Genomic DNA, 13,909 nt, shown 5'->3' with positions numbered 1-13,909 from the left:
TAGGGGAAGAACAAAAATGGGTTTGTTGAGTCTTTCTATCTGGGTGCCGATTGCTTTTGGCGCCCTCCTGCTGGCCTTCAGCAAAGAAGGGCAGGCCAACGCGGTGCGCTGGCTGGCACTGATCGGTGCGCTGATCGGTTTTGCGGTGACCATTCCTCTGGTCACCGGCTTCGACACCACGACTGCCAATATGCAGTTTGTGGAGAACGCGCTCTGGATCGAGCGCTTCAACATCCACTACCACCTGGGCGTGGATGGCATCTCCATGTGGTTTGTGCCGCTGACGGCCTTCATCACCGTCATCGTGGTGATTGCCTCCTGGACCAACATCACCGAGCGCGTCAACCAGTACATGGCCGCTTTTCTGATCCTGTCGGGTCTGATGATCGGTGTGTTCGCGTCTCTGGATGGCATGCTGTTCTATGTGTTCTTCGAAGCGACTCTGATCCCGATGTATCTGATCATCGGTATCTGGGGTGGTCCTAACAAGATCTACGCAGCCTTCAAGTTCTTCCTGTACACCTTGATGGGCTCGCTGCTCACGCTGGTCGCTCTGATCTATCTGTACACCCAGTCGGGCGGCAGCTTCGAGATCCTGGACTGGCACAAGCTGCCCCTGTCCGGTACCGCACAGACGCTGATCTTCTTCGCCTTCTTCGCCGCTTTTGCGGTGAAGGTGCCCATGTTCCCGGTCCACACCTGGCTGCCCGACGTTCACGTTGAAGCCCCTACCGGCGGCTCCGCCGTGCTGGCCGCCATCATGCTGAAGCTGGGTGCCTATGGTTTCCTGCGCTTCTCTCTGCCCATTGCTCCCGATGCGGCGCATGAGTGGTCGGGCCTGATGATCACGCTGTCGCTGATTGCCGTGATCTATGTGGGTGTGGTGGCTCTGGTGCAAAAGGACATGAAGAAGCTGGTGGCTTATTCGTCCGTGGCTCACATGGGCTTTGTGACCCTGGGCTTCTTCATGTTCAACAACCTGGGCATCTCCGGTGGCCTGGTGCAGATGATTGCCCACGGTTTCGTGTCCGGCGCCATGTTCCTGTGCATCGGCGTGCTGTACGACCGCGTTCACTCGCGTGAAATCGCCGCTTACGGCGGTGTGGTCAACACCATGCCCAAGTTCGCTGCCTTTGCCCTGCTGTTTGCCATGGCCAACTGCGGTCTGCCTGCAACCGCCGGTTTTGTCGGCGAGTGGATGGTGATCCTGGGTGCCGTGCAATACAACTTCTGGATTGGTCTGGGCGCTGCAACCGCTCTGATCTTCGGCGCTGCCTACACCCTGTGGATGTACAAGCGCGTGTACCTGGGTGCCGTGGCCAACGACCATGTGGCTGAACTCAAGGACATCAACTGCCGCGAATTCCTGGTGCTGGGCCTGCTGGCCGCGGCCGTGCTGGTCATGGGTCTGTATCCCAAGCCCTTCACCGATGTGATGGATGTGTCTGTGGCAGAGCTCATCAAGCATGTGGCTGTGAGCAAGCTCAACTGACCAGACTGAAACGAGAGACACGAGATGATTGACAACATCAGCTGGCTGGCGATCTACCCGGAGATCACTCTCCTGGTCATGGCCTGCGTCATTGCCTTGGTGGACCTGGGCGTCAAGAGCGCCCGTCGCACCGGCACCTATGTTCTGACCATGCTCACCCTGCTTGTCGTGGCGGTGATGCAAGGCATGTACGCCGCGAGCGGCAATACCTTCTACGGCTGGGGCAACATGGTTGTCTCGGACGCCATGGGCAACTGGCTCAAGTGCTTTGCCACTATCGCCGTGATGATCACCATGGTCTACGGCCGCCCTTATGCGGCCGAGCGCGACATGCTGCGCGGCGGTGAGTTCTTCACACTGTCCATGCTGGCCCTGCTGGGCATGTTCATCATGATCAGCGGCAACAACTTCCTGGTCCTGTATCTGGGCCTGGAGCTGCTGACACTGTCCAGCTATGCGCTGGTGGCTCTGCGCCGTGACCACACCGTGTCCGTCGAAGCCGCCATGAAGTACTTCGTCCTGGGTGCCATGGCTTCCGGTTTCCTGCTGTACGGCATGTCCATGCTCTACGGCGCCACCGGTTCGCTGGATATCGGACAGGTCTTCAAGGCCATCAATTCCGGTGAAATCAAGCACCAGGTGCTGGTCTTCGGTCTGGTCTTCGTGGTCGCCGGTCTGGCCTTCAAGCTGGGTGTGGTTCCCTTCCACATGTGGGTGCCCGACGTTTACCAGGGTGCACCTACCGCCATCACCGCCTTGATCGGCGGCGCGCCCAAGCTGGCTGCCTTTGCCATGACCATCCGCCTGCTGGTGGACGGCCTGCTGCCGCTGGCCATCGATTGGCAGCAGATGCTGATGGTGCTGGCCGTCTGCTCGCTGCTCATCGGCAACCTGGCCGGTCTGCAGCAGACCAGCCTCAAGCGCATGCTGGCTTACTCGACGATTTCCCAGATGGGCTTCGTGCTGCTGGGTCTGATGTCGGGTGTGGTGGACGGCAAGGTCGATCCTGCCACCGTCGAAAACGCCTACAGCTCGGCGATGTTCTACATCGTGACCTATGTGCTGACCGCCCTGGCTTCCTTCGGCGTGATCCTGCTGCTGGCCCGCGAAGGCTTTGAAAGCGAAGAGATCGCCGATCTGGCCGGCCTGAACCAGCGCAGCCCGCTGTACGCCGGCGTGATGGCGATCTGCCTGTTCTCCATGGCCGGTATTCCTCCGCTGGTCGGCTTCTACGCCAAGCTGTCCGTGCTGCAGGCACTGGTCGCTTCGGGCAGCAGCCTGTACATCGGTCTGGCCGTGTTCGCCGTGATCATGTCGCTGATCGGCGCTTTCTATTACCTGCGCGTGGTCAAGGTCATGTACTTTGATGCTCCAATCACTGCTACCAGCGTGTCTGCCCCTCTGGATGTGCGCGTTGTGCTGACTATCAACGGTGCGCTGGTTCTGCTGCTGGGTATCCTGCCCGGCGGTCTGATGGCCTTGTGCGCTGACGCCGTTGTGCGTGCCCTGGCTTCCTGATAAGACGAATGTGATGAGGGCTCGATGCCCTCATCGCTTTTTCTAGGAATGGCTTTGTGTCTATAACCGCCTCTATCTGGCTCATCATCTTGGCTGCCCTTGTGGCAGCCAATTTGCCTTTTATCAACCAGCGTCTGGGCATCATCGGCCCCGTCATGGCCGGTCGCAAGCCGCTGTGGGTGCGCCTGCTGGAAATGATTGCCCTGTACCTGCTGGTGGGCGGCCTGGGCTTGCTGCTGGAACGTCGTGCCGGTCAGATATCTCCCCAAGGCTGGGAGTTCTATGCCATTACTGCTACGCTGTTTTTGACGCTGGCATTTCCCGGCTTCGTTTATCGCTATCTGGTTCACCGCAAGGGTTGAGTGGCGCCATGAAAGTGCTTGATCTTCACTGCCCTGCAGGCCATGTCTTTGAAGGCTGGTTTGCTTCGGAAGATGATTTTCAGAATCAGCTGCAGCGCAAGCTGGTGGAATGTCCTGTTTGCGGCGACAGTGATGTGACCAAGCGCTTGAGTGCTCCCCGTCTCAATCTCGGTGCACAGCCGCCCAAAGCTGCCCAGACTGCAAAACCGGCTCTTGCCGCAGCGCCGGAGCTTTCCGTTGCCGTACCCGAGATCAGCGCCGAGGCGCGGGCACATCTCCAGTCCATGCAGGCGGCCTGGATGCAGTGGTCGCGCCAGGTTGCGCAGAATACCGAGGACGTCGGCAAAAAATTCGCCGAAGAGGCGCGCCGCATTCACTACGGTGAAACCGAGGAGCGCGCCATTCGCGGCCAGACCAGCGCCCGGGAGGCCATGGAGCTGATCGAAGAGGGCATTGGCGTTCTGCCCCTGGCCTTGCCCGAGTCGGCCAGCGGCGAAGGCGGCAGCGGCAGCCTGCAATAAGCCCAGACCTTCACTCTCCCTTGCACGACGACGCTAGGGGCTGTCGCTTCAGCTCAGTTGCTGATAGATCGCGTCGGCCAGAGTCTGCAGGCGCTCGCGCGGCAGGGAGGCACTCAAGGCATAACCTTGCTGGCCGTCGATCCAGTAAAAGCCATGGCTTGCACCGTCGCTGCTCCATTGAAAGGAGGCAGGGGCGGAGGTGGCTGCCGTCCCGGGCTTGAGCACCGAGACATACAGGGTGACGCGCTGGCCGGCCTGATCCTCGTACATGAACTGGGCGCGGGCCTGGCCGGTCTCCCCGGGCAGCAGCCGCCCGCCCATGAGATGAAAGCCCTGGGCTTCCAGCACCGGCGGCTTGAGCGCAACTCCCAGCCGCTTGGACAGCCACTGCACCAGATGCGCCTGCTGCTGTGCCGCGACCTCGACGGGGTGGCGCTGCTCGGGCACATAGACGGCATGGGCAGCAGCTGCCTCGCGGACAAAACCTGGCAACTGCACGGCCGTGTCGGCGGGCGGCGAGCCGGATTTTTGCTGGCCTGCACCATAGCCAAGTCCCAGGCCCACGCTGAGCATGATGCCTGCGGCCAGCGCATGTTGCCAGCGCCACTGCAGCGCCGGCTTTTGCAGGGATAGTATGAGCCGGGGCGGGACCGGCTCTTCGAGCAATTGCGCATGCAGAGCCTGAAGGCCCGCGTTCTGGGCCTGAATGGCGGCCATGCGCGCTGCTTCTTCGGGGTGTTCGGCCAGCCATTGCGCCACGGTCGCAGCGGCATCGGGCTGCAACTCTCCATCCACCCAGGCATGCAGCGTGGTTTCATCGGGGCGCTGGGGTGTCATTGCACTTTCCTTCATTTGACAGCCCTCAACACGGTCGTCGCGGGTCTTTCTCCTTCCATGAGGCGCCTGAGCTGCTCGCGGGCGCGCGAGAGACGCGACATCACCGTTCCCACGGGAACGCCCAGCATCTGCGCGGCTTCGCCATAGCTGAACTGCTCCATGCCGATCAGCAGCAGCACCTCGCGTGCCTGCGGCGTGAGATGGGACAGGGCCCGCTCCAGATCCAGCTGCAGCGTCAGTCTGGGCATGGGGTCGTGAGGCGTGTCCTGCGCCTCGTCAAGCGCCACCATGCGATGCCGCGACGACTGCTGCCACTGATTGGCATAGAGGTTGTGCATCAAGGTCAGCAGCCAGCTGAGCAAGGCTTTTTGCACCTGCTCGGCCGAGGCGGCTGCCGGCGGCTGCCACAGGGCCCACTTCTGGCAGGCGCGCTCCAGGGTGTCCTGCACCAGATCATCTGCCAGCGCGGCATCGCCCGCCAGCGCACGCGCATAGCGGCGCAGGCGGGGAATATGGACCAGGGCGGCGTCGACCTTCACTCAGGGCTTGGCGACATGCCAGCTATTGTTGAGGAAGCCGTCACCCGTCATGTCGCCGGGCTTGGCATCCTTGACCCAGTGATAGAGGGGGCGGCCCTTGTAAGCCCATTGCTTGCTGCCGTCGTCGCGCATCACCACGCTCCAGTCGCCGATCGGCGCCGCACTCGCGGGGGCCATCAGAGGCGGCCAGTTGGTGGCGCAGCCGCCGTTGCAGACGCTTTTGCCGGAGCCTGCGGCATCCTTGTCAAAGACGTAGAGCGTCATCTGGGTCGGTCCGACCAGCACGCCGTTGAGGGTGGTGGCAGGGGATTTTGCCGAAGTGACCGAGCCGGTCGAGCAGGCCGCCAGCAGGGCGGCGGAAGCTAGCGTCAGAGAAGCGATGCGAAACATGAGGTCTCTCCTTGTGGTTGACCTGCAGTAAACAGTTCTGCAAGGGGTTTTATTCCATGCGTTTTCACGCAGGAACTCAAGAGCAGCGCGGCAGGTCTTGCAGGCATGGCCTCAGGCATCGATTGCTGAATAATTTGATAGCTGCTATCGCCGATTGAGTATTTATTTCATGGATAAATGAACATGAAATTCATATGAGGCAATCGGAAGCAGCTTTTAAATTTATAGCGACATGGCTGTTCTTTGTCGCCCTTGGTTTTTGAGGGCGACAAATGGCAAGCATATTTGCGAGCATTGGGCTAGTAACCTGGTTACTCCAGTGGGAATTGAGCGACTCAGGGTTTACGGCATCAGGGCCAATCTGGGGAGTGCTGTGCTATGAGGGCACATTTCGCCCAGTCTTATTAATATTGATAGCGCAATATGTATAAGGCATAAGCTTTTTTAGAGATTCCGAAGTGGATGCTGATATTCCTGGGGATGCCGCTGTCTCTGGCATGACTTGCAGTTGCGATGAGTTTGAAGTTTGCAGTTACTTCTGTTGTTGCTATTTGTTTTATGGAAGATTAGGGAAAGCATAAGCCCGATGGCTCTTCATTCCTAGGAGTTTCCCGCTGCGGCACTGCAGCATGAAAGACCAAGATGCCGCTCAGGCAGAGGAAGTACATCAAGTTGTTCCCCTCTTTGTTTTGCAGCATTCAGGACTGACGGCCAGCGCATGAGCGACCTTATTCTCGAAACCAGGCAACTCACCAAAGAGTTCAAAGGCTTTACCGCCGTCAGCAAGGTGGATCTGGCCGTGCAGCGTGGCTCCATTCACGCGCTGATCGGGCCCAATGGAGCGGGCAAGACCACTTGCTTCAATCTGCTGACCAAGTTTCTGGAGCCCACTTCCGGGAGCATCCAGTTCAACGGGCTGGACATTACCCGCGAGGCGCCGGCACAGATTGCGCGACGTGGCGTGATTCGCTCGTTTCAGATTTCCGCCGTGTTTCCGCACTGCACCTTGCTGGAGAACGTGCGCATTGGCCTGCAGCGCAAGCTGGGCACGGCCTATCAGTTCTGGACCAGCGAGAAGACGCTCAATCAGCTCAATGACCGCGCCATGGAGCTGCTGACCGAAGTCGGGCTGCAGGACCTGGCCGATGAAGTGACCGTGAACCTGCCTTATGGGCGCAAGCGCGCCCTGGAAATTGCGACCACGCTGGCCATGGAGCCCGAGCTGATGCTGCTGGACGAACCCACACAGGGCATGGGCCATGAGGACGTGGACCGCGTGACCCAGCTCATCAAGAAGGTCTCTGCCGGCCGCACCATCCTGATGGTGGAGCACAACATGAAGGTGATTGCCACCATCGCCGATCGCATCACCGTGCTGCAGCGCGGCGCCGTTCTGGCCGAAGGGCGCTACGAAGAGGTTTCGCGCAATCCGCAGGTGATGGAAGCCTATATGGGGACCACGGACGGACAGCTTCAGGGAGGGCATTGAATGCTCCCCCTGTGCCGCTCACGCGGCTTCCCCCTGAGGGGGACGGCAGCCTCGGTGCGGGGCGGCCCTTCCTCGCTGCCTCTTTGATGGTTTCGTGCGTGATTTGAGTGAGACGAATGAATAAGACAAGTACTCCGGCGCTGGAAATTTCGGGACTCAATGCCTGGTATGGCGAGTCCCATGTGCTGCATGGCATGGATCTGGTGGTCAATCCCGGCGAGGTGGTGACCCTGCTGGGCCGCAATGGCGCAGGGCGCACTTCCACGCTGCGCGCCATCATGGGGTTGACCGGCTCGCGCAAGGGCTCGATCAGGATCAACGGCGTGGAAACCATTCACATGCCCACGCACAAGATCGCCCACCTGGGCGTGGGTTACTGCCCCGAGGAGCGCGGCATTTTCTCCAGCCTGTCCTGCGAAGAGAACCTGATGCTGCCGCCGCCGCTCAAGACCGGCCAGCCGGGGATGAGCATCGACGAGATCTACCAGATGTTCCCCAATCTTTATGAGCGCAGGAACAGCCAGGGCACGCGCCTGTCAGGCGGCGAGCAGCAGATGCTGGCCGTGGCGCGGATCCTGCGAACGGGCGCGCGCCTGCTGCTGCTTGATGAAATTTCCGAAGGCCTGGCCCCCGTCATCGTCCAGACCCTGGCTCGCATGATCACCACGCTGCGCGAAAAGGGCTACACCGTGGTGATGGTGGAGCAGAACTTCCGCTTTGCCGCGCCGCTGGCCGACCGCTTCTATGTGGTCGAGCACGGTCATGTCGCCTTGCGCTTCGGAGCCAGCGAACTGGACGAGAAGATGTCCGTACTCAACGAGCTGCTGGGTGTCTGAGCCTGCAAGCAATTCCCATTCGTTCATAACAAAGAACCAACCCGTGGAGATAAAGATGAAAGCAAAACTGAGCGTTCTCTCGTGCATGCTGGCCGTGGCCGGTCTGTCCAGCCCCCTGGCCCAGGCCCAGGAAAAGGTGAAGATCGGTTTCGTCACCGATATGTCCAGCCTGTACGCCGACGTGGAGGGCAAGAACGGTGCGGTCGCCATGCAGATGGCGATTGACGACTTCGGCGGCAAGGCCCTGGGCCAGCCCATCGAGCTGGTCAGTGCAGACCATCAGAACAAGGCTGACATCGCTGCCTCCAAGGTGCGCGAATGGATTGATACGCAGGGCATCTCCATGGTCTTCAGCGGCACCAATTCCGGCACGGCACTGGCAGTTTCCCAGATCGCCAACGAGAAAAAGCGCGTTCACTTCAACAGCGGCGCGGGTTCCTCCGCGCTGACCAACGAGCAGTGCAACCCCTATACCGTGCACTATGCCTACGACACCGTGGCCCTGGCCAAGGGCACGGGCGGTGCGGTGGTGGATCGCGGCGGCAAGGACTGGTTCTTCCTGACGGCCGATTATGCATTCGGCCAGGCGCTGGAAGCCGACACCACCAAGGTCATCAACGCCAAGGGCGGCAAGGTTCTGGGCTCGGTCAAGCACCCGCTCAATGCCTCGGACTTCTCGTCCTTCCTGCTGCAGGCGCAAAGCTCCAAGGCCCATATCCTGGGTCTGGCCAATGCGGGCGGCGACACCATCAATGCCATCAAGGCCGCCAAGGAGTTCGGCATCAACAAGACCATGAAGACCGCCGGTCTGCTGGTCTTTCTGACCGACATCCACAGCCTGGGTCTGAAGAACACCGAAGGCCTGCTGCACACCACCAGCTGGTACTGGGACATGAACGACGAATCGCGCAAGTTCGCCAACAAGTTCTTTGCCAAGACCAAGCGCATGCCTACCGATGTGCAGGCCGCTGACTACTCGGCCGTGATGAACTATCTGAAGGCTGTCGAAGCGGTGAAGACCACCAATGCCGACAAGGTGATGGCCCACCTCAAGAGCACGCCCATCAACGACTTCTACGGCAAGGGCGTGATCCGTCCCGACGGCACTTTCGCCCACGATATGTATCTGGTCGAAGCCAAGAAGCCCAGCGAATCCACCAAGCCCTGGGACTACCTCAAGGTGCTGACCAAGTTGCCTGCCGATACGGTCTGGACCACCAAGGCCGAAACCAAGTGCGCGCTCTGGAAGTAATGGCGCTACCGGTTTGATGCACACCTCACCCTCACCAGCGTATCTCTCATGGAAATCTTCGGCGTTTCATTGCCTGGCCTGATGAGCCAGCTCCTTCTGGGGCTGGTCAACGGTTCGTTCTACGCAATTCTGAGTCTGGGCCTGGCCGTGATCTTCGGCCTGCTCAATGTCATCAACTTTGCGCATGGCGCCCTGTTCATGCTGGGGGCCATGTGCACCTGGATGGCCATGAGCTATTTCGGCATCAACTACTGGGTGATGCTGATCCTGTCGCCGGTGCTGGTGGGGATTCTGGGGGTGTTGATCGAGCGCTTCTTGCTGCGCTGGATCTACAAGCTCGATCATCTCTACGGCCTGCTGCTGACGCTGGGGTTGTCGCTGCTGATCGAGGGGGTGTTCCGCTCCGTCTATGGCGTCTCGGGCCTGGGCTATGACACGCCCGAGCTGCTCGAAGGTGCGACCAATCTGGGCTTCATGATTCTGCCCAATTACCGTGCCTGGGTGGTCGTGGCTTCCATCGTGGTGTGTGTGGCCACCTGGTTTGTGATCGAGAAGACGCGCATCGGCGCCTATCTGCGTGCCGGTACGGAAAATCCGCGCCTGGTCGAGGCTTTCGGCGTCAACGTGCCCGTGATGATCACGCTGACCTATGCCTTCGGTGCCGCGCTGGCGGCTTTTGCCGGCGTGCTGGCCGCTCCCGTCTACCAGGTCACGCCGCTGATGGGGCAGAACCTGATCATCGTGGTGTTTGCCGTGGTGGTGATCGGCGGCATGGGCTCCATCATGGGATCGATTCTCACAGGTCTGGCGCTGGGCGTCATCGAAGGGCTGACCAAGGTTTTCTGGCCTGAAGCATCGTCCACCGTCGTGTTTTTCATCATGGTCATTGTTTTGCTGATTCGCCCCGCTGGCTTGTTCGGTAAAGAAAAATAAGAGGGGCACGACATGAAATCCAAGACGCTTGTTCAACGCATTGCCCCCGTGGGCTACGGCCTGCTGCTGCTGGGCCTGATCGTCGCGCCCTTCCTCGGTGCCTATCCGGTTTTTGTCATGAAGCTGATGTGCTTTGCACTGTTTGCTTCGGCCTTCAATCTCTTGCTGGGCTATACGGGTCTGCTGTCCTTCGGCCACGCCGCGTTTCTGGGCGGTGCGGCCTATGTGGCGGGCTACACCATCAAGGCCTGGGGCTTTACGCCCGAAGTCGGCATGTTGCTAGGTACGGTGGTCGGCGGTCTGCTGGGCCTGATCTTTGGCTGGCTGGCCATCCGTCGCCAGGGCATTTATTTCTCCATGATCACGCTGGCGCTGGCACAGATGCTGTTCTTTGTCGCGCTGCAGGCCAAGTTCACAGGCGGCGAAGACGGCCTGCAGGGCGTGCCGCGCGGCAAGCTGTTCGGCGTGATCGATCTGAGCAGCGATATGGTCATGTACTACGTGGCGCTGATCATTGTGGCAGCGGCTTTTCTACTCATCGTGCGCACCATCCACTCGCCGTTTGGGCAGGTGCTCAAGGCCATCAAGGAGAACGAGCCGCGTGCCATCTCGCTGGGCTATGACGTCAACCGCTTCAAGCTGCTGGCCTTTGTCATCTCTGCGGCCCTGACGGGTCTGGCCGGTTCCCTCAAGACCCTGGTGCTGGGCTTCGCCACCTTGTCCGATGTGCACTGGACCACCTCCGGTCATGTGATTCTGATGACGCTGATGGGGGGGCTGGGCACGCTGTCGGGTCCGCTGCTGGGTTCGGCGGTCGTCGTGGCGCTGGAAAACAAGATTGGTGAGTTCGGCAGCTTCCTGGCCCATGCAACCGGCGTGGAATGGTTCAGCACGCTGGGCGAGTCGGTCACCATCGTCACCGGCCTGATCTTTGTGCTCTGTGTGCTGCTGTTCCGCAAGGGCATCATGGGCGAGCTGATCGCCTGGCTGCAACGTCGCAAATAGGGCGCTTCACTCTCGCTACCAAGGCCGCATCTGCGGCCTTTTTTATTGCCATGACTCAGATCAGGAGAGGGTAATTTTCAGAGATTTCTGAAATTGCTGGTACACGTTTGCAAGCGATGGACTTTATTTCTCACAACAATGGACTTTTTTTCTCATTTCAAAAATGCCTGAGTGCAGCCGGATGCCGGTGCGCGTGCAGGTGCATACAGTTCGAGGTTCGATATGACACATCGGGAGCAGGCGCAGCCCTTGGCCGCGCGCATCTGGCTCTGGGTTCTGGGGACGGCGCTGGCGCTTGCCGGCCTGTTCTTCTTGATAGGCGGTGGCAAGCTCATCAGCCTGGGCGGCAGCTGGTACTTTTTGCTCGCTGGCCTGGGGCTGCTGCTGTCCGGCGTGCAATTGGTTCGCCGCCGCGTGAGCGGTGCATGGTTCTACCTGGGCACTTTCGGCGCGACCGTGTTGTGGGCGCTGGCCGAAGTGGGTCTGGATTACTGGAGCCTGATTTCGCGTCTGCTGGCCTTGACCTTTGCTGCCGCGGTGGTGCTGGCCAGCATGCCCCTGCTGCGTAAGGCTGGTGAGCCGGGCAAGGCGTCGTCCAGCAAGCTGCCATTTGCTGCAGCGGCGGTCATGCTGGTGGCTGGCATGGCGGCCTTTGTGTCCATGTTCCAGATTCACCCCGAGGTGCAGACCCCGTCTGCCGTGGCACGCAAGCCCGTGGATGCTGCCGGCGAGCAGAAGGACTGGAGCCATTACGGCAACAGCAGCAACAACGACCGCTTTGCCGCGCTGGATCAGATCAACGTGGACAACGTGAGCCAGTTGCAGGTGGCCTGGACTTTTCGCACCGGCGACATACCCAAGTCCACAGGCGCCGGCGCTGAAGACCAGACCACACCGCTGCAGGTGGGCGACAAGGTGTTTGTCTGCACGCCCAGCAACAACGTGATTGCGCTCGACGCCGACACCGGCAAGCAGCTGTGGCGTCATGACACCAACTCCCATGTGGGCGGTGTGTGGGAGCGCTGCCGCGGACTGGCCTACTTCGATGCGGATGCCGCACTGGCTCAGCCCAGCGTGCCGGGATCGACTCCCGTGCAGGCGGTGAGCCTGCCTGCTGGCGCCGCCTGCAAGCGCCGCATTCTGATGAACACCATCGATGCACGTCTGTTTGCCATCAACGCAGACAACGGCGAGTTGTGCGGCGAGTTCGGCGATCACGGCGTGGTCGACCTCAAGCAGGGTGTCGGCACTATTTCAAATCCCGCTTTCTACACCCTGACATCGGCGCCCACGGTGGCCGGCACTACGGTGGTGATCGGCGGCCGCGTGGCCGACAACGTACAGGTGGACATGCCTGGTGGCGTGATTCGCGGCTTCGATGTAGTGACCGGCGCACAGCGCTGGGCGTTCGACTCCGGCTCGGCCACGCCCAATGAAGTGCTCAAGCCCGGCGAGACCTACACCCGCTCATCGGCCAATGTCTGGGCGGGAACGACCTACGACCCGAGCTCCAATACCGTGTACCTGCCCATGGGATCGGCTTCGGTGGACCTGTATGGTGCCACGCGCTCTGCAGCGGACCTGAAGTACGGTGCGTCCATCCTCGCGCTGGATGCTGCCACGGGCAAGGAAAAATGGGTGTATCAGACCGTGCACAACGATTTGTGGGACTTCGACCTTCCCATGGCTCCCACACTGATCGATTTCCCTCTGCAGGACGGCAAGACGACGCCAGCGCTGGTGGTCGGTACCAAGGCCGGTCAGATCTTTGTGCTGGACCGCCACAGTGGCAAGCCGCTGACCAAGGTGGAAGACATTGCCGTCAAGCCCGGCCATATTCCCGGCGAAAAGTATGCCCCGACCCAGCCTCTGTCCGTGGGCATGCCGCAGATCGGCACCAAGACCCTGACCGAAGCCGATATGTGGGGCGCGACGCCGGTGGATCAGCTGATCTGCCGGATCAAGTTCAAGTCCATGCGCTATGAAGGCCTGTTCACCACGCCTGGCACCGATGTGTCGCTGAGCTTCCCGGGTTCGCTGGGCGGCATGAACTGGGGCGGCCTGTCTGCGGATCCCGGCAACAATCTGATCTTTGTGAACGACATGCGTCTGGGCCTGTGGGTGCAGATGATGCCCCAGCAGAAAAAGGACAAGCTGTCCGACGGCGGCGAGGCGCCCAACACCGGCATGGGTCAGGTGCCGCTGGGAGGCACTCCCTATGCGGTGATCAAGGACCGCTTCATGTCGCCTCTGGGCATTCCTTGCCAGAAGCCTCCGTTCGGCACGCTGACCGCCATCGACATGAAGACCCAGCAAGTGGTCTGGCAGGTGCCCGTGGGCACGGTGCAGGATCAGGGTCCCATGGGCATCAAGATGCGCATGCCCATGCCTGTGGGCCTGCCAACACTGGGCGGCACGCTGGCGACCCAGGGCGGTCTGGTGTTCTTTGCCGGCACGCAGGATTACTACCTGCGCGCCTGGGATAGCGCCACCGGCAAGGAAATCTGGAAGGGCCGACTGCCAGTTGGCAGCCAGGGCGGCCCCATGACTTACAAGTCGCCCAGAACCGGCAAGCAATATGTGGTCATCTCGGCCGGCGGCGCCCGCCAGTCGCCCGACCGCGGTGACTACGTGATTGCCTACGCATTGCCCGATAGCGGCAAATAAGCGACGCAGGCATTGAACCGAACAGCCATGGCTCGTCAGAGCCATGGCTTTTTTCATCGCCGGGCAGC

At 60.6% G+C, this 13,909-nt stretch carries 13 protein-coding genes; 10 read left to right on the top strand and 3 right to left on the bottom strand.

Going from position 1 to position 13,909, the window contains the following annotated elements; genetic code table 11:
• The first annotated feature begins 16 nt into the window (after positions 1-16).
• The 4 genes from ACWGXF_RS00665 to ACWGXF_RS00650 are packed head-to-tail and all read left to right on the top strand — an operon-like array spanning position 17 to position 3,893.
• Complete coding sequence (locus ACWGXF_RS00665; RefSeq protein WP_003064396.1) at positions 17-1,492, top strand: NADH-quinone oxidoreductase subunit M; 1,476 nt, start codon at positions 17-19, stop codon at positions 1,490-1,492.
• Positions 1,493-1,516: 24 nt separating this feature from the next.
• The gene (gene nuoN / locus ACWGXF_RS00660) at positions 1,517-3,010 is read left to right on the top strand and encodes an NADH-quinone oxidoreductase subunit NuoN (protein ID WP_003064398.1); all 1,494 of its coding nucleotides are present in this window, start codon (positions 1,517-1,519) and stop codon (positions 3,008-3,010) included.
• Positions 3,011-3,066: 56 nt separating this feature from the next.
• Positions 3,067-3,372, top strand: coding sequence for a DUF2818 family protein (locus ACWGXF_RS00655; protein ID WP_003076486.1), 306 nt, complete (start codon positions 3,067-3,069; stop codon positions 3,370-3,372).
• An 8-nt stretch (positions 3,373-3,380) separates the two neighbouring features.
• Entirely contained in the window at positions 3,381-3,893 is a 513-nt protein-coding gene (locus tag ACWGXF_RS00650; protein WP_256629907.1) for a DUF1178 family protein, read from the top strand.
• A 48-nt stretch (positions 3,894-3,941) separates the two neighbouring features.
• On the opposite strand, the gene ACWGXF_RS00645 is transcribed toward ACWGXF_RS00650, so the two are convergent.
• Genes ACWGXF_RS00645 through ACWGXF_RS00635 form a run of 3 tightly spaced genes read right to left on the bottom strand, consistent with a single transcriptional unit; the run spans position 3,942 to position 5,659 of the window.
• Positions 3,942-4,730, bottom strand: a complete 789-nt coding sequence (locus tag ACWGXF_RS00645) for an anti-sigma factor family protein (protein WP_256629908.1) — start codon at positions 4,728-4,730, stop codon at positions 3,942-3,944.
• 11 nt (positions 4,731-4,741) lie between these two features.
• Positions 4,742-5,269: an RNA polymerase sigma factor gene (locus tag ACWGXF_RS00640; protein ID WP_003064403.1), complete on the bottom strand. Its 528-nt coding sequence runs from the start codon at positions 5,267-5,269 to the stop codon at positions 4,742-4,744.
• Complete coding sequence (locus tag ACWGXF_RS00635; protein ID WP_012837322.1) at positions 5,270-5,659, bottom strand: COG4315 family predicted lipoprotein; 390 nt, start codon at positions 5,657-5,659, stop codon at positions 5,270-5,272.
• A gap of 718 nt (positions 5,660-6,377) precedes the next feature.
• On the opposite strand from ACWGXF_RS00635, the gene ACWGXF_RS00630 reads away from it, so the two are divergent.
• The 6 genes from ACWGXF_RS00630 to ACWGXF_RS00605 all read left to right on the top strand — a co-directional run bounded on the left by ACWGXF_RS00630 (position 6,378) and on the right by ACWGXF_RS00605 (position 13,841).
• Positions 6,378-7,148: an ABC transporter ATP-binding protein gene (locus ACWGXF_RS00630; protein ID WP_039049932.1), complete on the top strand. Its 771-nt coding sequence runs from the start codon at positions 6,378-6,380 to the stop codon at positions 7,146-7,148.
• Positions 7,149-7,264: 116 nt separating this feature from the next.
• Positions 7,265-7,984, top strand: a complete 720-nt coding sequence (locus ACWGXF_RS00625) for an ABC transporter ATP-binding protein (protein WP_003057808.1) — start codon at positions 7,265-7,267, stop codon at positions 7,982-7,984.
• Positions 7,985-8,039: 55 nt separating this feature from the next.
• Positions 8,040-9,236: an ABC transporter substrate-binding protein gene (locus tag ACWGXF_RS00620; RefSeq protein ID WP_003076472.1), complete on the top strand. Its 1,197-nt coding sequence runs from the start codon at positions 8,040-8,042 to the stop codon at positions 9,234-9,236.
• A gap of 48 nt (positions 9,237-9,284) precedes the next feature.
• Positions 9,285-10,169 (top strand): branched-chain amino acid ABC transporter permease, encoded by an 885-nt coding sequence (locus ACWGXF_RS00615; RefSeq protein WP_003057801.1) that lies wholly within the window; start codon positions 9,285-9,287, stop codon positions 10,167-10,169.
• A 12-nt stretch (positions 10,170-10,181) separates the two neighbouring features.
• Complete coding sequence (locus tag ACWGXF_RS00610) at positions 10,182-11,174, top strand: branched-chain amino acid ABC transporter permease (protein ID WP_003064416.1); 993 nt, start codon at positions 10,182-10,184, stop codon at positions 11,172-11,174.
• Positions 11,175-11,396: 222 nt separating this feature from the next.
• Positions 11,397-13,841: a membrane-bound PQQ-dependent dehydrogenase, glucose/quinate/shikimate family gene (locus ACWGXF_RS00605; protein WP_452101636.1), complete on the top strand. Its 2,445-nt coding sequence runs from the start codon at positions 11,397-11,399 to the stop codon at positions 13,839-13,841.
• The last annotated feature ends 68 nt before the right edge of the window (positions 13,842-13,909 follow it).

The sequence above is a fragment of the Comamonas sp. HJ-2 genome (assembly GCF_053615495.1).
The sequence above is the reverse complement of the archived record's forward strand: the minus strand, read 5'-3'. Positions and strand labels throughout refer to the sequence as shown.

Excerpts from the sequence above, each read along its gene's own strand:
- ACWGXF_RS00665 (WP_003064396.1), top strand. The coding sequence starts at position 17 with ATGGGTTTGTTGAGTCTTTCTATCTGGGTGCCGATTGCTTTTGGCGCC.
- nuoN (WP_003064398.1), top strand. The coding sequence starts at position 1,517 with ATGATTGACAACATCAGCTGGCTGGCGATCTACCCGGAGATCACTCTC.
- ACWGXF_RS00650 (WP_256629907.1), top strand. The coding sequence starts at position 3,381 with ATGAAAGTGCTTGATCTTCACTGCCCTGCAGGCCATGTCTTTGAAGGC.
- ACWGXF_RS00645 (WP_256629908.1), bottom strand. The coding sequence starts at position 4,730 with ATGACACCCCAGCGCCCCGATGAAACCACGCTGCATGCCTGGGTGGAT.
- ACWGXF_RS00635 (WP_012837322.1), bottom strand. The coding sequence starts at position 5,659 with ATGTTTCGCATCGCTTCTCTGACGCTAGCTTCCGCCGCCCTGCTGGCG.
- ACWGXF_RS00630 (WP_039049932.1), top strand. The coding sequence starts at position 6,378 with ATGAGCGACCTTATTCTCGAAACCAGGCAACTCACCAAAGAGTTCAAA.
- ACWGXF_RS00625 (WP_003057808.1), top strand. The coding sequence starts at position 7,265 with ATGAATAAGACAAGTACTCCGGCGCTGGAAATTTCGGGACTCAATGCC.
- ACWGXF_RS00620 (WP_003076472.1), top strand. The coding sequence starts at position 8,040 with ATGAAAGCAAAACTGAGCGTTCTCTCGTGCATGCTGGCCGTGGCCGGT.
- ACWGXF_RS00615 (WP_003057801.1), top strand. The coding sequence starts at position 9,285 with ATGGAAATCTTCGGCGTTTCATTGCCTGGCCTGATGAGCCAGCTCCTT.
- ACWGXF_RS00610 (WP_003064416.1), top strand. The coding sequence starts at position 10,182 with ATGAAATCCAAGACGCTTGTTCAACGCATTGCCCCCGTGGGCTACGGC.
- ACWGXF_RS00605 (WP_452101636.1), top strand. The coding sequence starts at position 11,397 with ATGACACATCGGGAGCAGGCGCAGCCCTTGGCCGCGCGCATCTGGCTC.